The sequence below is a fragment of the Halarchaeum salinum genome, assembly GCF_039520965.1.
In the GTDB taxonomy this organism is placed as follows: Archaea; Halobacteriota; Halobacteria; order Halobacteriales; family Halobacteriaceae; genus Halarchaeum; species Halarchaeum salinum.
On sequence record NZ_BAAABL010000067.1, the window covers coordinates 97,941 to 116,297 of the forward strand.

Below are 18,357 nucleotides of genomic sequence, written 5' to 3' on the forward strand. Positions count from 1 at the left end.
GGCGGGCGTCACGGCCCTCTCCGCCACTACTTTATTCAGCGCAAGCGAACGTGAGACGATGCCACCCGAACTCGGGCCGGTTCGGCGGGCGCTCCTCGCCGCTCGACGTTTCGTCGCCGTCGCCGTCGCGTTCGCGCCGCTCGCTCTCGCCTACTGGCGCGACCGGCAGCGCTTCCTCTTCTTCGGGGGGACACGCGACGTGACCGAAACAGACCACGAACGACGCGCCGGCGCGCTCCGCAAGACCTTCGTCGAGTTGGGTCCAGCGTTCATCAAGCTTGGACAGCTGCTCTCGACGCGTCCGGATGTCCTCCCACCCGCCTACGTCGACGAACTCACGCAGCTCCAGGATCGCGTCCCGCCGGCCGACTGGGCCGACGCCCGCAAGGTGCTGGAGGACGAGATTGGCCCCGTCGAGCAGGCGTTCGACGCGTTCGACACCGAAGCGATCAGCGGCGCGAGCCTCGGACAGGCCTACATCGCGATGCTCGACGGCGAGCGCGTCGCCGTCAAGGTCCGTCGCCCCGGCGTCGCGGCGCTCGTCGAGGCCGACCTCCGTGTCGTTGAGGCGCTCTTTCCCGTGCTCCTGTGGAGCGCACCTCCCGCCCAGCGCTTCACCCTATCGAACGTTACCGAGGAGTTCGCCGCCACCGTCCGCGAGGAAATGGATTACACCCACGAGCGCGAAGTCCTCGAAACCGTCCGCACGAACCTCGCCGACGACCCGGACGTCGTCGTACCGGCGTCCATCGAGTCACACTCGACCGAGCGCGTGTTGACGATGCAGTACGTCGAGGGGACAAAGGTCGACCGCGTGGACGAACTCGACGCGATGGGGATCGACCGGTCGGCGCTCGCCGAACGACTCGAACGTTGCTACATCGGGATGTTGGTCGAGGACGGTGTCTTCCACGCCGACCCGCACCCGGGGAACCTCGCGGTGCAGGAAGACGGCACCGTCGTCTTCTACGACTTCGGGATGAGCGGCACGCTCGACGCTGAGCGTCGCGAGCACCTCCGCGAATGCTATCTCGGGGTCGCGACCGACGACGTCGAGGCCGTCGTCGACGCGTTCGTCGCGATGGGTGCGCTCGATCCCGCCGCGGATCGCGCGTTCGTCACGGACGTTCTGGAACTCGCTATCGAGCACCTTCACGGCGAGCGCGTCGAGCGCGCGCAGGTCCGCGATCTCGTCGAGGGCTTCGAGGGGACACTCCACGACCTCCCGTTCCGGATGCCGCGCGACCTCGCGCTTGTCGTCCGCGTCGCCACCGTCCTTGAAGGTGTTTGTCTCACGCTCGACCCAGACTTTGACTTCGCGGCGGTCGTCGAGGACGCAGTCGAGCCCGAACCCGACGACACGCGCGAGCATATCGAGGCGGCACTCCGGGACGTCGGCGACGATGTCGGCGCGTCCGCACGCGCCGCGCTCGGCGTCCCGCAGAAACTCGATCGGGCGCTCGATCGTGCTGACCGGGACGACCTCACCGTCCGTACGGACGTCGCGGACGAGAACGACGTCCTGCATCGCCTCGCGCGCCGGCTCGTCCTCGGCGTCGCCGCGAGCGCCGGCATCGTCGTCACGACGCTGTGCTACACCGCCGCGCTGACAGACGCGACGCTCGCGGTCGGCGTCGCGACCCTCGGAACGCTCGGCCTCCTCTACCGATCCTTCGGCTCCTCCGGTCGCCGTCGCGCCGTTCGCGAGGCCGGGCAGGTCGCCCAGCGATCGCTGGAGAACCGTGGGCGACGATAGCGGCTGCTGCCGAAGCGAGAGAACGACTCCACTGGGGCATCGAACGAGGACAGATAGATGCGTGGTTGTGGGACCATGTAGACAGAGAGATATCCGTCTATGTAGGTTCAAGCATAGACTTATCTGCCAATATGGTTCCAAACAGAGGAGTGTATTTAGCCCTGAGAGTATGGATAAGTACTTTTATCCATAGTAGTAGGGTACCTTCTTGGCGGTGGCGCACGACGCGCTACGTACGACCGACGATGATTCCCTGTACACGACAACACCCAACCCGGAACTCCGAGGGTAGGGTAAACGGCCCCGAAACACCCATCGACGGCATCCACCGAGGTTCGACACGAAGGAATAGCCGGTTCTCGGTGCTCAAGAGCCCTCTAAGACCACTTCAACGCGAACTGTCCACGAAGCTACTAACGGTTCCGGGGTGGAACGCGTGAGCGACGACGACCGCGTCTCGGTGAAGACGTACGTCCCGCGCTACCAGAAGGAAACGTGGGTGGAGCGCGCGGACGAGATGGGGGTTTCACAGAGCGAGTTCGTCCGGATGATGGTGCAGGCGGGCGTTCGCGACCTCGGCCTCGCCGACGAGAGCACGAGCGATCCCGGGGGGAGCGAGGAGCTCGAGGACTCGACGTCGTCGCTCGACCGGCGTGTCCTGGACGAGCTCCGCGAGCGCGACGTCGCGGGCTGGGAGACGCTCGTCGACGCGCTCGCCGGCGACTTCGAAGAGCGTCTGGAGGAGACGCTGGACGACCTCACGGAGCGCGGCGTCGTAAAGTACAGCCCACGGGACGGCGGCTACGTCCTCCGAGAGGACGACGAGCGGGGCAGTGCACATGAGTAGTGTTGACCCGCTCGGTTCGACTGGTCGGTGCGTTCGACGGGGGTCGATCGCGTGAGCGATGCAGAGCCGGCCGACGTCGAGGACCCTATCACATACTTCCTCGAAGACATGGGCTACCACGGGAAGCACGAGCGGACGCGTGCGGCCTATGAGCGCGTTCTCCGGGGGTTCGAGGCGTTTCTCGCCGACCGCGGTATTACGGGCCCTGCGAACGCGGACCGGCGCGCCTGCCTCGCGTGGGTCGCCTCGCTGCGCGGGGAGTACGCCGAATCGACCGTCGCGACCTACGCCTCGTACTGCAACCGGTTTTACTCGTACATGACGCAGGTCGGTGCGTTCGACGCGAACCCGATGACGCTCGTCGTCGAGGAGATGGACGAGTCCATCGACGCCGACCCGACGCGCCGGGAGATCACGGTCTCGCGCATGCGCGAGTTCGTCGCGGGGATCACGCACCCGGGCGATCGCGCGGTGCTCCTCACGCTCCTCAAAACCGGCCTCCGTGTCGGCGAACTCTGCAACCTCGATCTACGGGATCTCCGTCTCTCACATGGCGGTGTTCGTGATGCCTATCCCGACCTCGGGACGCGCGGGCGACTCGACGGCCGGCCGGACACACTCTTCGTCGATCCCGATATTTCGACGGGTGAGGCAACGAACGGAGAGGTACGGAGCGCGTCGAATAAGCGCAAACGCGTGACGCTCCTCCCGGTCGATCGGGAACTCCGCGCCGCGCTCGCGGCATGGCTGGCCGTCCGCCCGGACGCGCGTTCGGACGCGGAGCCGCTCTTTTGCTCGACACGGGACGCGTGGGGCGCACGCCTCACCCCGGAGATGGTTCGCGAGACAGTGACGAAATACGCCCGCGACGCCGGCTGGTACCGGACCGGTGGCGGTGCGAGCGAGAACGTCACGCCCCACTACTTCCGACACTTCTTCACGACGCATCTCCGTGACCGGACGGGCGATCGCGGCATCGTGAAATACCTCCGTGGCGACGTCGCTGCGGACGTCATCGACACCTACACGCACAACTGGGGGGATCGAGTGCGGGACGTCTACCTCGAAAACGTGTATTCGCTCGGCTAGCTCAGAGCGTGCGCATCTCGGTCTCGCCGGCGAGGATCGCCTCGACGGCACGAATGTCGGTGAGGCCGTGCTCGCCGTCCGGGTAGATCTCGCGGCCGGTGAGGAGGCGATCGGCGAAGTAGTCGAACTCCTCTTCCATCTGATCGACGGGATCGAAGTCGATCTCGGCCGCCTGCTCGCCGCGCGCGACGGTAAGGCCGGCGTCGTTCCGGTTGAAGAAGGCGGGATCGAGGGCGATCTCACCCTCGGTGCCGACGATCCGGAGGAAGCCGGTCTCGTGGGCCTGCTGACTCGCGGAGAAGGACGCGAAGACGCCGTCGGGGAAGCGGACGGTGAACGCCGCGCGCTCGTCCGGGACGTCCTCGAATCCTTCGTGCTCGCTGTAGAGCATGGACTGGACGGCGAGCGGGTCGGCGTCGAGGACGAAGCGCGTCGTGTTGAGCGGGTACACGCCGAGGTCGGTGACGGACGCGCCCGGCCCGGCGAGCTCCGGGTTCAAGCGCCACTGGTCGGGATCGGAGAACATGTCGCGCAACAGCGATTGGCTCATGTGACCGTGGACGTGCGCGATATCGCCGATCGTGCCCGCGGCGACGAGTTCGCGCGCCCGGCGGACGACGGGATCGGTCTGCATCCGATAGGCGATCATCAGCGGGACGTCAGCGGCCTCGCAGGCCTCGATCATCGCCTCAGCGCGCTCCGCTGAAGCCTCCATCGGCTTCTCGCAGAGAACCGGTTTGCCGAGTGCCGCGGCCGTCTCGACGGTTTCGAGGTGGGCGGCGTTCGGCGTGCAGACGTAGACGGCATCGTAATCGTCGGCGGCGACGCCGTCGGCGAACTCCGCCGAGGAGAGCCCGTGTGCGACGCCGAGATCCGCGGCAGCCTGTGCGGCCTTCTCCTTGCCGCGGGAGACGAGAACGGTCGTCTCACAGAGCTCGCTCGCCGCGACGGCGGGGGCGGCCTGATCGGTCACCCACCAGCCGACGCCGACCATCGCGAACCGCACGGGGCCGTCCGCGGCGTCGGCTTCCTGCCAGTCCCGTTCGTCGAACGAATCGAGGAACGCTGCGAGATCAGACATAGATGAATATTAATTCAATATTGGATAAGCATTTTCATAGCGGGCCGCGTCGCGCCAGCACCATATATATTCTATATCGCTATATACAAATGAGTTGCCCAGTAGTTGAGACTGGCTGTCTCAATGCATACGGTTCTTGAACGCCTTCGCGATGGACAGTGATTCACCTTCAGAAATTTCGTAGCTTTCATATCTAACACTCTTTACAGCGGATGACGTACCTCCTTTCCACAATGTCCATCGACCGGGACACATTCGAGAACACGAGCGAGGACGAGCCCGCGGATCTTTCGGTCCCTGATCAGGTTCTCGGTGATCGCTTCCGCTCTCGACTCACCGAGTACATCATCAATAAGCGCCGAAACACTCTGATTTAGAATGTATATATAATTTAGATGTGAAGGACGTCGAGCTAGGCTGTCGAAAAATTGTCCTCATGGGCTGACCGTCACAGCGATAGATGGGGGTGGATCCAAACGTATATGCCCGTATATGCCCTACGTCGGGTAAGAATCGATGGATCTGACTGACTCGCAGCAAGCGATTCTCAACGCGCTTATCGACGGCTATCAGTCTACGGAATCCCCGATGACGGGAGAGGAGATCGCGGAGGCGGTCGATCGCCACCCCGGAACGATACGCAACCAGATGCAGACGCTGAAGGCCCTCGACCTCGTCGAGGGAATCCCCGGCCCGCGCGGGGGGTATAAGCCGACGACGAACGCGTACGAGGCGCTCGACCAGCAGGACCTCGACGAGGCGGACGCGGAGGACCTTACGGTCGCCCGCGACTACGACCGCGTCGACGTCACGGTCGAAGTGATCGATTTCCTCGAAGTGAACCACCCGGACGAGTGCAACGCGGAGATCACCTTCACCGACCCCGTCGACGTCGAGGTCGGCGATCCGATCGCGATCGGCCCGACGCCACACACGGGGCTCGTCGTCGCCGGGCAGATCACGTCCGTCTCGGACGATAGGACGACGATCGAACTCGACGTCGCTCGTCTCGAAGCCCCGCTCGAGGCATAGTCCGGCCGGGCCGTACCGGCCATCCCGGTAGTTCCCGACGGAGCATTCATGACTGTCCTCGTTCTCGGCGATCAACTCACCCGCCGCGCCGGCCCACTCGCCGCCCGCCCCGACGAGCGCGTCCTCATGATCGAGGCGCGCGCGTTCGCGGCCCGCCACGCCTACCACCCGCACAAACGCACGCTCGTCGCGAGCGCGATGCGCCACTTTCGCGACGCGCTCCGCGAGGACGGCCGGCCCGTCGACTACCACGAGACGGCGACGTTCGGCGACGGTCTCGATGCGCACTTCGACGCTCATCCGGGCGACGACCTCGTCGTCATGCGCCCGGCGAGTTACGGCGCGGCGGATCGCTTGCGCGACCTCGTTGAGACGCGTGGCGGCACGTTGCGCGTCGTCGAGAACGAACTGTTCTGTTGTTCGCCCGCCGATTTCGACGACTGGTACGACGGCGGCGCGCTCCGCCACGAGGACTTTTACAGGTATATGCGCCGCGAGACCGGCGTGCTGATGGAGGGCGATGAACCCGTCGGCGGCGAGTGGAACTACGACGAGGCGAACCGAGAGACGCCGCCGGACGACTACGAGGCACCCGACGTGCCGACGTTCGATCCGGACGCGACGACACGGTCGGTACAGGACGACTACGCGGACGTGAACGCGGGGACGTGGGCGGACCCGGAGCCCTTCGGGTGGCCGGTCACGCGTGCCGACGCGCTCGCGGCGCTAGACGACTTCGTGACGCACCGCCTCCCCGACTTCGGCCCGTACGAGGACGCGATGGTCGAAGGCGAGCCGATGCTCGATCACGCGCTCCTCTCAGCGCCGCTGAACCTCGGGCTCCTCGGGCCGCGCGAGGTCGTCGACGCCGCCGTTGAGGCCTACGACGAACGCGACGACGTCCCGATCGAGAGCGTCGAGGGGTTCGTCCGGCAGGTGTTGGGGTGGCGCGAGTTCGTCCGTCACGCCTACCGCGTGGGGATGCCCGACCTCGCGGACGCGAACCGCCTCGACGCGACGCGCGACCTGCCCGATCTGTACTGGAGCGGCGACACCGACATGGCGTGTCTCGACGCCGCCGTGGCTGGCGTCCGACAACGTGGTTACGCCCACCACATCCAGCGCCTGATGGTGCTCTCGAACTTCGCGTTGCTCTACGGCGTCGACCCTCACGAACTCAACCGCTGGTTCCACGTCGCGTTCGTCGATGGCTACCACTGGGTGTCGACGCCGAACACGGTCGAGATGGGACAATACGCGGCCGATCTGTTCGCGACGAAACCCTACGCGGCGTCGGCGAACTACCTCGACCGGATGGGCGACTACTGCGACGGGTGTCCGTACGACCCGGACGCGACGGTCGGCGCGGACGCCTGCCCGTTCAACGCGCTCTACTGGGACTTCCCCGCCGCGAACGAGGACGCGCTCCGCTCGAACCACCGGATGGGGCTCGTCTACGGCCACCTCGACGACAAACGCGACGCGGGCGACCTCGCGGCGATCCGGGAGCGCGCCACCGACGTACGCGCGGCGACGGACGACGGCGAGTCGCCGCGGACGGAGTGAGCGCCCGCGAATGCACGAGCGCCGGGCACGCCACGCGAGGCGGTCGCGTCACTCCTCGTCGGCGATCGGGAACACGAGATCGAAGACGGTGCCGCGCGCGTCGTCGATAGCGTCGTTGTCGCGGACGCTGATCGACCCGCCGTACGCGTCCATCATCTCCTTCACGAGGTAGAGTCCGAAGCCGTTGCCGGGCTCGTTGAGCTCCGAGACGCCCTTGCGGACGACGTCGTCCTTCTCGTCGTCGGGGATGCCCGGCCCGTTGTCGGCGACGTGGACGACGATCGCGGGGCGCTCTCGCTCGACTGCCTCGACGTCCGGCCGGCCGGCGTCGAAGTCGGGGAGGATCTCGCCGGTCTCGGTGTCGATCGCCACCGAGCGGGTCGTCCGGGTCGTCCACACCTCGACTTCGGGCGTCTCCTTGTCGTTGTGAACGACGGCGTTCGAGAGGACGTTCTCGAAGACCTCGCCGACGAGGTCGTCGCCAACGACGGTCGTCTCGGGATCGGGGAGGTCGTGCGTCGTGAACGTGGCCTCGGGGTAGGAGTCGCGAGCGAGTGCGACCTTCTCGTCCAGGGCGTCGCGGAGCGACACCGGATAGGTCTCGTGCTCGCTCTCGCGGACGACGGCGTCCATGAACGTCCGCATCGTGTCGATGACCGACGCGAGATCGTCGACGCGCTCGCGGATCGTTTCGAGGTGCGCACGCGCCGCGTCGTCCTCGACGTACTCGTCCGCGAGCAGGTCGGCCCGCGCGTCGACGAGGTTCAGCCCGTTCAGGATGTTGTGCCGGATGATCCGGTTCATGAACTCCAGGCGCTCGCGCTCGTGCTCGAGAGCGCGTTCGCGCTCGCGCTGCTCGGTCATGTCCTCGACGACCTTCGTGTATCCGCGGAGGTCGCCGTCGGCGTCGCGGCGGGCGGCGATCGTCACGTCCGCCCAGAAACGCGTGCCGTCCTTTCGGACGCGCCACCCCTCGTGGTGGGTACGGTCGTTCTCGCGTGCCTCCTCGAGGAGCGTCTCGGGGAGGCCGTTCTCGACGTCCTCCGCGGGGTAGAAGACGGAGAAGTGTTCGCCGACGATCTCGTCCTCTTCGTACCCCTTGATCCGCGCCGCCCCCTGGTTCCACGAGGTGACGTGCCCCTCCGTGTCGAGGGCGAAGATCGCGTAGTTGTCGACGCCCTCGACGACCTCCTCGAACTTCGACTCCTCCTCGCGGAGGCGACGGCGGCGCTCCTCCATGAGGCGTTTCCGGTCGAGCTCGTAGCCGATCCAGTTGCCCATCAACTCGACCATCGTCAGCTGCCAGTCGTCGAACGGGTCGGCCTCGTCGCGATCGAGGAAGCACAGCGACCCGTAGAGCGTGCCGTCCACGTAGACCGGCGTCCCGACGTACGTCTCGAAGCCCGCGTCCGTTCCGTAGGCCTGCTTGGGGACGTCGAACGGCCGGGCCTCGAACTGCACGGTGCGCTCTTCTTCCACGAGGCGCTGGCAGTGCGTCTGGGTGAGCGGGATGATGTCGCCCGCTGTGCGATCGGCGTCCTCGCACCGGACGGCCTCGATGTGGTACTCGCCCTCGTCGGGGTCGATCCGTGCGAACGACCCGTACTCTGCGTCGAAGAGGTCGCGGCCGATGTCGATGAGCGCCTCGACCTTCGCGTCGAAGTCGCGCTCGGGGTCTGAGATGATCTCGTACATCTCGCGGAGCGTCCGCTCGCGGGCGTCGAGCTCCTGCTCGCGGCGTTTGGTCGCCGTGATGTCCGTGTAGTGCTCGATGCGCCCACCCTCGTAGCGCCCGCTCTCGATGGGCTTACTCCAGTGTTTCAGCCAGCGCTCCTCGCGCTCGGGGCCGGCGGTGACGTGACACTCGAACTCGACGGTCTCGTCGTCGTGCTCGTACGCCTCGAAGAGCCGATCGCGGACGCGTTCGGGGTCCTCGAACGCGTCCGCGATCCGCTCCGTGATGAGGTCGTGCATCTCGCGGCCGACGACGGCCGAACGTTCGAGACCGAAGTACTCCGCCGTCGCCTCGTTGATCCAGACGACGCGACGGTCGTCGTCGAGGACGAGGGTCGCGACTTCGGAGGTGTCGAGGGCGTCGTTCGTGAGCGTCCGATACTCCTCGCGGCTCCGTTCGAGGTCGGCCTCGGTCCGCCGCTGTCGGGCGTTGTAGACGCCGACACCGAACGCGGCGACGGAGCCGAAAAGGACGCCGTCGAGCGCGAGTATCACCGGTTTGAGGTCGTGCATCGCCCACAGCTGGAGGGCGATGACGAGCACGTAGAGCGCCGCGATCCCGGCCGCGATACCGACGTTCCACTTCGTGACCGTCCACACGTATTCGGGCTCCCAGCCCGTTCGGCCGAGCCAGATACCGCCGTAGACGAGCGCGATCGAGAGGAGGATCAACGGGGCGTTCTCGATCGCCGTCGTCGCGACAGCCCACGAGAGCGCCGTGGTGTCCTCCCACATATCGTAGAGCGGGACCGACAGGAGGAGGAGACCGAGTAGCGAGATCGGCACCCACGCCAGCCCACGGGGGGACGAACCCGGCGACACATCCATGACGGGAATTGAGGGGCCGGACGCTTGAATACCCCGGCTATCCCCCGTCGGACGATGCCTCCGACCGACCGCCGTGTGCGACGCCCCAGCACAGCCGCGTCGATCCGCGGGATTTTACTTCTTGACCTCGTACGCGAGGTAATGGCAGAGATATCTGATTCGATTCGACTGCTGTTCGAGACGGAGATCGAGGCCGACGACGACCGCTACGTGGTTTCGATTCCGAAGTCGCTCGTCGAGAACGGCTCGCTGTCGCTCGACGACCCGTATCGCGTCGCGCTGCTCGCTGCGTCCGACGAGACGGCCGGGAACGCAGCGCCATCGACCGACAAGACGCCGTCGACTGACGCCACGAGCGAGATGCCGTCATCGTCGTCGCGCTCGCGAACCGGGAACCGGGCGAGCGAGCGCCAGACACAGGAGCCCCCGGTCAGCGAGGGGGACATCCGGACGGTGACGATCGACACGCTCGGCGATCAGGGCGACGGGATCGCGAAGGTCGAACGCGGCTTCATCGTCATCGTGCCGGGGACGAAGCCGGGCGATCAGCTCAACGTCGAGATCACGGACGTCAAGGAGACGGTGGCGTTCGCCGAACCGGTCGAGACGGACGAGTCGGCCTAAGCGCGTCGACGACGCGGACGCACCTCGACGTTTCTCGCGGCGAGCGCGAGCAGCGCGAAACAGCCGAACTGCACGGCGAGGAGGACGTGCGTGACGGCCTCGACGCGTGCGGTGACGAGGAAGAGGCCGGCGACGAGATACGTGTTCGCGAGCGTCGCGACCGCGCCGATCGTCCCGTAGACGGCGATCCCCGTCTCGCCGGCGTCGAACGCCCAGAGGATGAGAGCGATGAGGACGGCGAGCCCGAGCAGGCCGAAGAGGTGGTAGGCGGTCTGGACGCTCGGCCAGAAGGTGAGGAGGAAGCCGCGCGCGAAGACGGCCTGTAACACCGGGAGTGCGAGGCCGCCGAACGCGGCGTACTGGAAGCGCGTCGCGGTCGCGCCACGGCCGCGCTCGGCGTCGACCCAGACGAGCGACGCGACGAGTGCGACGAAGATGGCAAGTGCGGTCGTCAGGTGGACGAGCTGAGTCGGAGGCGCGTAGCCGCCGGGGACGAGGCCGGCGACGGTGACGGTGAGCGCGCCGAAAGCCACCTGGATCGGGAGGAGGAACGCGGCGAGCCACGCGCTTCGGGAGGCGCGCGTCCCGCGGTGCGCCCACCAGAGGAGGACCGCGTTCCCGACGATGACGTAGCCGACGCTCATCGCGACGAGCCGGTGGAACCACTCGATGAACTGCGGAATCGAGAGGCCGACCGGCGAGAATTGCCCGGCGCATCCTGGATAGGTGTTGTTGCAGGTCGCGCCGGCACCGGCCGCGGCGGTGTACTCGCCGAGGAGGACGAGGAAGGCCGTGACGACGAGCGTGAGCGCGGTGAACCCGCGGACGTGGCGGACGAAAAAACCGCCGACGCGCCGCGGGAGCGTGGCGAGCGAGCGTCCCGACGTCGACGTTTCCATGCTCGGCCGTAGGGACACGCGCGTATATATGCCTGCAGGATTCGCCGTCGCACGCTGTCGGGGCCCGCCGTCGTACGCTGCCAGCAGCACGCTGACACACGCTGCCCGTGAGTTCTCCGTCGTCGTCGCGCACGTCTTGTCGGGATCGCAGTCGGCCGGACCACGGACGCTACGGGCCGGTGGACCGGGGAGTATTAGTCCGTCGTGGGCCCAACGGTCGACTATGGATCGGCGCGCGTTTCTCGCAAGCGGCGCGGCGGTCGCGCTCGGCGCGACGACGGCCGGCTGTCTCGGCGGTACCGGGGCCGACTACGACGTGGCGATGACTTCCGACGCCTACGTCCCGCGCTCGACCGCGACCGTCCCCGACGACGCCCCGAACTGGGTGCCCCGCGACGTCCCGACGGTTGAGGTCGTCGCCGGCGACACCCTCGTCTGGGAGAACACGGGCGCGCGCAACCACACTGTGACGGCCGCGACGTACGACCACGAGCGCGTCGAGGCGCTCCTCGGCGTGTCCGGCGACGCCGCGCACTCCCACGACCCCCGCCTCCCGGCCGGCGCGGGCTTCTTCTCCTCGGGGTCGTTCGACGGCGAGGTCGCCGCCACTCGATCATTCATCGACGAACGCAACGGCGGTGGCGTCATCCCACCGGGCGAGCGCTACGAGCACGCCTTCGAGACGGCCGGCTGGTACCACTACTACTGCATCCCCCACCTCCCGGCGGGCATGATGGGGAACGTCCACGTCCTCGACGCGTGACGCGCCGCCCGCACACCGGCATGGGTGGGAACCGCTGTGCCGCCATCGTCGACGAGGCCGCCGACAGCGCGGGATACAACGACCATTCTCGTTCAGAGTCACCACGTCTTGTGCCAACGAGGAGCGTACGAACCCGCGAGTGCCTCCGTGGGCCGGTAAGCGATATCCTCCACGCGAGGAAACCTCGGCGTGAGCTGGGGGATGTCATAGGTATCACGTCATGCTCGCGCATGTGCCGTTCCACCGGACATCGTGTCGCACGGGTTCGGGACCGTCGAGTCGCGCCTCTTGGATGGCGAGGGCGATCGAGATCCGTTCGAGCCCGTCCGCGTGCGTGGCGTTCCAGCGCGTACAGAGGGAGCCGGCGTATGCCCGCTGGATCCCCACGAGATCGCGTTTGTGCGCGTTCCGGAGGAGTTTGCGCCAGCGTGCCGTCGGATACTGGCGCTCGAACGACGGCGGTGGGGCCCACGTTACCGCCTCGCCCGTGATCGCGTCGATGCGCTCGCCCGCCGTCGTTCGAGCGGGCGCGACGTACCAGACTTCGGTCGTGACGGGGTTGGGTGCGAACATGTTCCAGCCGTAGGCCTGCGGATCGACGCTTCCCTCATTCCCGCCGACATCGACGTAGCCGAGCGACGCGGCGTTCCAGGCGCACATCGCGACGAGGAGGAGACAGACGACGACGGCAAGCCCGCGGCTTGCGACGCGCGCCGTCCCCGCCGGGAGTGTCGGTGTGACGTTTCGTGGCGTCGGGAGTCGACGCGCGAGCACGTCGGCGGCGGCAGGGAGCCCTGAGCGATTGAGCCGGCGCTCCACGGCGTCCCAGACGAACGACGGAACGAACGGGACGAGCGCGACGAGGTCGACGAACGGGAAGACCCCGACGCCGATTGTGCAGAGCAATCCGAGGTGCGCGAGGGCGAACGCACCGACGAGCGCCGCGCGGACTCGCTCGGTCGTGAGGACGAGCAGCGGTGCACACGCGAGGAGCGCCATCCAGCCATAGTTGACGACAGTGAGGGGGAGTGCGTGGCCGGCGAGCACGGGGCCGAGGAACACCGTGAACTCCCGAAGATCGAAGACGTAGCGGACGGCGAGCCCGCGTCCCCAGAGCGTCCCCTGGTGTTTGAACAGCACCGTGACGACGTAGACGAGGACGACTTGCAGGAGGAGCGCCGCGGACGCCGCCGTGGCGACGCGCGTTGAGAGCCCGTTCTGCATCCGTGCTCGCGCGTCGAGCGACCAGCGCGCCCCGAGCGGGAGCAGGAGCCCCCAAAACAGCAGGCGGCGGAGGAGCGAGTCCCCGCCGTTCAGCACGAGCGGGTTGCGCGCCTGAAGGGAGACGAGGAGCACGAACGAGGCGAGCAGCGCGAGGCGGCTGTGGTAGCCGAGGAGCAACGCGAGCGCACAGCCGGCGGCGAGGACGAAGAGCACGACTTCGAACCACACGGCCCCGGAGAGGGCGTGGAGCGAGAGCCGTGATAGCGTCGGGTAGAGCGCGTGGAGCGTCTCACGCGGGAGAACTCCCGCGTCCGTGTAGAACGCGCGGAGATTTCGCGCCCGCAGTACGAGATCGAGACAGAGGAGGAGCCCGAGCGCGACGCGGAATGTGGCGAGCGCGCGTCGGTCGACGCCGAGACGTGACGCGAACAGCGCGCGTACCCGCTCGCCGACGGCGGACTGGATCGGGAACCGCACACTGGCGTTGCGCCGAGGCCGCGAATAAGTCTTCCCATCGGTGGAATCGCTCGCAGTCGCGTGACTTCCTCCCCACCCTACTCGCTCCCTCCCGGCTTGCGGCGGTCGGTCACTCTGTGAGGGCGGGGCTTTACCGCAACGAGATTGTGTCCCGCGACCCCATGCGTGGACGTGGCCCCGCTTCCTATTACTGTCCAGGAAGTGGGTAGCGGGTCGGAGTTGTTGCTGCGAACCGCAGTTGTCGGACCCGTTCCGTGGATTGTCCCGCCGATTTAATTTCCGGTGTCCTCTCGCTCTCCCCCCAGCCGGGGGACGGGATTTCAACCCGTTCACGGTCGTCGTTCCCGAATATCGGGTGCGGAGGTATCGCACCACTGGAGCCAGTTCACTTGTGGCTCCTCTCGTCCCCGACTTGTGCGAGGGCGACAGTATCTCAGAATATGTCACAAGCGGTATTAAGCCTATGCGAACGCGCTTCCTCTCCGCCCTCCCGCTCGCTTCGCTCGCGCTTGAGGATGGAGGCTCCGCGCTACTGCGTGCTGAACCTCAAGCAGGATGCCTTGCGCGGAGACACACGCGCTGAGAGCGCGGCACATGACGAACACTCCAAATACGCCCACCAACTCGCGTGCGACCAACTCGCGTGCGACGACGTACCGAGGAAGCGTGTTTCTCCCAGCGGACACGGTCGGGTTCCGATATCAGCTCTTGCACGACGATGATTGGATCCGGACGACATCCACGCTCTCACAGCGTGGTAGAGAGTACTGCTCGCACGTAACGTCGTCTGCCTCGGGTGGCGCTCAGCGGTCTTCGAGGGCGTCGGCCATCGAGGACGAGAGATAGTGCGAGAAGAGCTCGTTCGTCGTGAGCGGCGACTTCCCGCTCGAGTGGTTCTCCTCGAAGACGGCGTACAGCGGGCGGAGGTAGACGCGTAGCTCGTGCCCGCGGCGTTCGACGGTCTCGTGTCGCCAGCCGGCTTCTTCGAGCGCCCCCCGGACGAGCTCGTCGAAGCCCCCCTGTTTCCACCCGGTGACGTGGTCGCGGACCGGCTCCTCCTCCTCGCTCTCCCGCGCCAGTTCGTCACAGACCTCATCGTGGGCGACGAGCAGCCGGCCGTCGCCGCGGAGGTCGGCCGCAAGGTCCGTCGTCGCGTCGCGGAGCCCCTGCGGGTGGTAGTAGAGGTGGCGGCTGTACTCCCATCCCTCGTCGGCGAACGCCTCGGTCACGACGTCGTGGTCGATCTTGGAGATGTCGAGGCGCGTCTTCAGGCGGTGGTTGACGTCCGGCCGCGAGAGGACCACGATGTCCTCGCGGACGAGGTCGCTGGCGAGGTCGGCCGCGGTCTCGGAGAGATCTTCGCTCACGTCCGATGGTGTGAATCGGCCACCGCATAACCGTTCCGGCACCGGTGGACCACCAATCGGGACCGGTACGTTGCCTGCCCGCCGTCAGTCGGTCTCCGACGCCGACGCACCCGCGGGAGCCACCCGCTCGTACAGACGTCGCCGGAGGACGCCCGCCTTCAGCAGGCAGAAGCCGATGAGGATAGCGACGAAGCCGCCGACCGTCGCCGCGTCGATGGTGTCGCCGAGGAGCCACCATCCGAACAGCGCCGCGAAGGGCGGGATGACGTACTCGATGAGCCCCATCTCGATGGGGCCGAGGCGATCGAGCAACCGGAAGTAGACGAGGAAGCCGATCGCGCCGGGCACGAACGCGAGGTAGAGTACCCAGCCGACCGTCGCCGGGGGGAACGCCGCCGCCGCGAACGACTGGCCGGGGAGGACGAAGGCGGCCGCGTCGAGCGCGAGGGCCCCGACGAGTAACGTCCACGCTTGTAGGGCGAGACCACCGAGCGCGGCGTCGTCCTCGTCGGTGAACACGGCACCGACGGTCCAGACGGCCGCGGAGGCGAGGACGAGGGCGGCACCGACGCTCGCCGTCAGGTTCGACGGGTCGGGGTTCGCGATGAGTATCACGCCGGCGAAGCCGACGAGGATGCCGACGACGCCGCGTCGAGTGAGCCCCTCGTCAGCGCGTGTGAGGCGCGTCGCGACCGGGGTCAACACGGGGACGAGGCCGAGGAGCGTGGCGGCGACGGCGGGCGAAACGCTCCGCTGGCCCGCGAACAAAAGGGCGTGGTGGAGGCCGATGTTGCAGATCCCGCCGATCAGGATCGGGGCCCAGTCACCGCGCCCGCGCGGGCGGGACGCTCGACCGGTCGCGAGGACGACGACGAATAGCGCGAGCGCCGCGAGGTCGAACCGGATGGCGGCTAACGGCACCGGCGGCACCGTGTCGAGGGCGGCGTCGGTCGCGACGAAGGCCGTCCCCCAAGACGCGGCCAACCCGAGATACAGCGCGGCGTCGCGTCTCGCAGTCACGTCGACTCGAACGCCATCGGGCGGTTTGTATCCGTCCATTCGATCGCGCAGACCGGTCGACACCAGCCGGCACGCGGTGCTTCCGACGTAATACTTATACGCACGGCCGACCGTGCATGTACTACGGACTGACTAACTGTTCAGTCATTCTTCGCTATGTACGAAACACACATCGACACACACGAGGTGAGACGGTAGTGGGCTATTTCGACATCGACAGGCGCATCCTGGCGCTCGCGTTCGCGCGGATGGCCGACGCGGTGGGGAACTCCTTCCTCATCGTCGTCCTTCCCCTCTATATCGCCAGCGGCATCGTCTCCGGCGGGACGTTCGGACTCGCGCCCGCGCTCATCACGGGGATCATCCTCTCGATGTTCGGCTTCTTCAACAGCGCCATCCAGCCGTTCGCCGGGAACCTCTCCGATCGCAGCGGGAAGCGGAAGATCTTCGTCATCGCCGGTCTGCTCCTCCTGACCGTCGCGAACTTCGTCTACACGCTCGTCGGGAGCTACGCCGCCGTCCTCCTCATCCGCATCGCGCAGGGCGTCGGTGTCGCGCTCACCGTCCCCGCGACCGTCGCGCTCGTCAACGAGCTCTCCACGGACGCCGGTCGCGGCGGGTCGATGGGGATCTTCAACACCTTCCGGATGGTCGGCTTTGGCCTCGGCCCCGTCGTCGCCGGCGGCGTCGTCGCCGGCGGGCCGTACAGCGTCCTCGGCGTCTCGATCACCGGCTTCGAGTCGGCGTTCTACGTCGCGACGATCTCCTCGCTCGTCGGTGCCGTCCTCGTCCACCTGCTCGTCTCCGACCCCGAACCGGAGGAGCTCGGCGACGAGGCCGGCGAGGACCTCAGCATCGCCGTTCTCGACCATAAGCGCGAGGGAAAACTCCTCGATCCCGTCTTCACGCTCGGCGTCGCCTCCGTCTTCATGGCCGTCGGGATCGCCCTCCTCGAACCGCTCGCCCACCAGATCAACACGACGCTCGGGCAGAACGCGACGTGGTTCGGCATCGAGTTCTCCGCGTTCGTCCTCGCCCAGGTCCTCCTCCAAGCACCCATCGGCGCGTGGAGCGACGAGTACGGCCGCAAACCGTTCATCCTCGGCGGCCTCCTGTTGCTCGTCCCTACGACGCTCGCACAGGGGTTCGTCACGACCCCGCTCGGGATGATCGTCGCACGCTTCCTCCAGGGCGTCGCGGGCGCGGCCGTCTTCGCGCCCGCGATGGCCCTCGCCGGCGACATCGCGAAGGGGCGGAGCTCCGGGACGACCCTCTCCGTGCTCACGATGGCGTTCGGCCTCGGCGTCGCCATCGGGCCGCTCTCCGCCGGCTACCTCGCCGGCTTCTCGCTCCCGTTCGGGACGTCCTACGCCGCACCGTTCGTCTTCGGTGCCGTCCTCGCACTCCTCGGCTTCCTCCTCGTCTACTCGCAGGTCGACGAGACGGTCGAGACGGGCGGCACCACCGACCACTCCGAGACCGAACCCGCGGCTGCGGACTGAACGATTAAACGCGTGCGCGACAAAACCGACGACTGCTGCTGACACGCCCCCTTTTCCGCGTGGATCGCCGGTAGCTGTACCTCTCGATGTGCGGGCACTGTTCAGATTAGAGTTGACGGATGAGACAGTGCGATTTGCTAGTGCTCTACACCAGAAATCGACCGCCTCGCCGGTAGTAGCGATTGCTTTGAGTTAGCGTTTGTGGAGCGAAAAGCGACACCGATCTGGGCGATGAAGCTCGGTACTCGTCTCAATCTCGAATATCTATCAATTTCGAATACCATATTCGATATTGAGAGGTTTGGTGTCGAACGTGCTCGTCCCCCGTGCATAACTGGGTGCAGAAGGCGAGTCTACAAGCTAGCCGAGGGCAAACCCGGATCACGTTGTAGTCGACGAAACCGTGATCCAGACCGACGACCAGCCATAGTGGCTGTATGTCGTCATCAGAAATGCGACGCGTTTCTGATTGGTGAACGAGACGCTTAGTACCTAGCGTAACTTCTGGAGGTATCCGCCAAGATACTCGTCGATCCACGAAGCCGCGA

Annotated in this window: 14 protein-coding genes and 1 pseudogene; 9 read left to right on the forward strand and 6 right to left on the reverse strand. The window is 66.7% G+C overall.

Annotated features, from left to right (window positions below):
* The first annotated feature begins 58 nt into the window (after window positions 1-58).
* The 3 genes from ABDZ36_RS11635 to ABDZ36_RS11645 all read left to right on the forward strand — a co-directional run bounded on the left by ABDZ36_RS11635 (window position 59) and on the right by ABDZ36_RS11645 (window position 3,692).
* The gene (locus ABDZ36_RS11635) at window positions 59-1,756 is read left to right on the forward strand and encodes an ABC1 kinase family protein (RefSeq protein ID WP_211312119.1); all 1,698 of its coding nucleotides are present in this window, start codon (window positions 59-61) and stop codon (window positions 1,754-1,756) included.
* A gap of 436 nt (window positions 1,757-2,192) precedes the next feature.
* A complete protein-coding gene (locus ABDZ36_RS11640; RefSeq protein WP_211312120.1) occupies window positions 2,193-2,603 on the forward strand; it encodes a DUF5805 domain-containing protein in 411 nt (136 codons plus the stop codon).
* Window positions 2,604-2,711: 108 nt separating this feature from the next.
* On the forward strand, window positions 2,712-3,692 hold the full coding sequence (locus ABDZ36_RS11645) for a tyrosine-type recombinase/integrase (RefSeq protein WP_211312136.1): 981 nt from the start codon (window positions 2,712-2,714) through the stop codon (window positions 3,690-3,692).
* A gap of 1 nt (window position 3,693) precedes the next feature.
* On the opposite strand, the gene gfo6 is transcribed toward ABDZ36_RS11645, so the two are convergent.
* Window positions 3,694-4,773, reverse strand: a complete 1,080-nt coding sequence (gene gfo6, locus ABDZ36_RS11650) for a D-xylose 1-dehydrogenase Gfo6 (protein WP_211312121.1) — start codon at window positions 4,771-4,773, stop codon at window positions 3,694-3,696.
* A 233-nt stretch (window positions 4,774-5,006) separates the two neighbouring features.
* On the opposite strand from gfo6, the pseudogene ABDZ36_RS11655 reads away from it, so the two are divergent.
* The 3 genes and pseudogenes from ABDZ36_RS11655 to ABDZ36_RS11665 all read left to right on the forward strand — a co-directional run.
* A pseudogene (locus ABDZ36_RS11655) lies at window positions 5,007-5,087 on the forward strand (MarR family transcriptional regulator); the annotation flags it as partial.
* A gap of 202 nt (window positions 5,088-5,289) precedes the next feature.
* Window positions 5,290-5,805 carry an HTH domain-containing protein gene (locus tag ABDZ36_RS11660; protein WP_211312122.1) on the forward strand — a complete coding sequence of 172 codons (516 nt, stop codon included), beginning with the start codon at window positions 5,290-5,292 and terminating at the stop codon, window positions 5,803-5,805.
* A 48-nt stretch (window positions 5,806-5,853) separates the two neighbouring features.
* The gene (locus ABDZ36_RS11665; protein ID WP_211312123.1) at window positions 5,854-7,371 is read left to right on the forward strand and encodes a cryptochrome/photolyase family protein; all 1,518 of its coding nucleotides are present in this window, start codon (window positions 5,854-5,856) and stop codon (window positions 7,369-7,371) included.
* A 48-nt stretch (window positions 7,372-7,419) separates the two neighbouring features.
* Here the strand turns inward: ABDZ36_RS11665 and ABDZ36_RS11670 are convergent, their stop codons facing one another.
* On the reverse strand, window positions 7,420-9,933 hold the full coding sequence (locus tag ABDZ36_RS11670; RefSeq protein ID WP_343749321.1) for a PAS domain S-box protein: 2,514 nt from the start codon (window positions 9,931-9,933) through the stop codon (window positions 7,420-7,422).
* Between the two features lie 141 nt (window positions 9,934-10,074).
* On the opposite strand from ABDZ36_RS11670, the gene ABDZ36_RS11675 reads away from it, so the two are divergent.
* Entirely contained in the window at window positions 10,075-10,557 is a 483-nt protein-coding gene (locus tag ABDZ36_RS11675; RefSeq protein ID WP_211312125.1) for a TRAM domain-containing protein, read from the forward strand.
* Here ABDZ36_RS11675 and ABDZ36_RS11680 read toward each other — a convergent pair.
* Window positions 10,554-11,456 (reverse strand): COX15/CtaA family protein, encoded by a 903-nt coding sequence (locus tag ABDZ36_RS11680; RefSeq protein WP_211312126.1) that lies wholly within the window; start codon window positions 11,454-11,456, stop codon window positions 10,554-10,556. The genes ABDZ36_RS11675 and ABDZ36_RS11680 overlap by 4 nt on opposite strands.
* A gap of 223 nt (window positions 11,457-11,679) precedes the next feature.
* Between ABDZ36_RS11680 and ABDZ36_RS11685 the strand changes: the two genes are divergently transcribed.
* Entirely contained in the window at window positions 11,680-12,219 is a 540-nt protein-coding gene (locus ABDZ36_RS11685; RefSeq protein WP_211312127.1) for a cupredoxin domain-containing protein, read from the forward strand.
* 213 nt (window positions 12,220-12,432) lie between these two features.
* Here ABDZ36_RS11685 and ABDZ36_RS11690 read toward each other — a convergent pair whose 3' ends face one another.
* From ABDZ36_RS11690 to ABDZ36_RS11700, 3 genes are all read right to left on the reverse strand, one after another.
* Complete coding sequence (locus ABDZ36_RS11690) at window positions 12,433-13,920, reverse strand: HTTM domain-containing protein (RefSeq protein ID WP_211312128.1); 1,488 nt, start codon at window positions 13,918-13,920, stop codon at window positions 12,433-12,435.
* A gap of 803 nt (window positions 13,921-14,723) precedes the next feature.
* Window positions 14,724-15,287, reverse strand: coding sequence for a hypothetical protein (locus ABDZ36_RS11695; protein WP_211312129.1), 564 nt, complete (start codon window positions 15,285-15,287; stop codon window positions 14,724-14,726).
* Between the two features lie 84 nt (window positions 15,288-15,371).
* The gene (locus ABDZ36_RS11700) at window positions 15,372-16,307 is read right to left on the reverse strand and encodes a DMT family transporter (protein WP_211312130.1); all 936 of its coding nucleotides are present in this window, start codon (window positions 16,305-16,307) and stop codon (window positions 15,372-15,374) included.
* A gap of 197 nt (window positions 16,308-16,504) precedes the next feature.
* Here ABDZ36_RS11700 and ABDZ36_RS11705 point away from each other — a divergent pair, with 197 nt between their 5' ends.
* Window positions 16,505-17,809, forward strand: coding sequence for an MFS transporter (locus tag ABDZ36_RS11705; RefSeq protein ID WP_343749322.1), 1,305 nt, complete (start codon window positions 16,505-16,507; stop codon window positions 17,807-17,809).
* Window positions 17,810-18,357 lie beyond the last annotated feature (548 nt).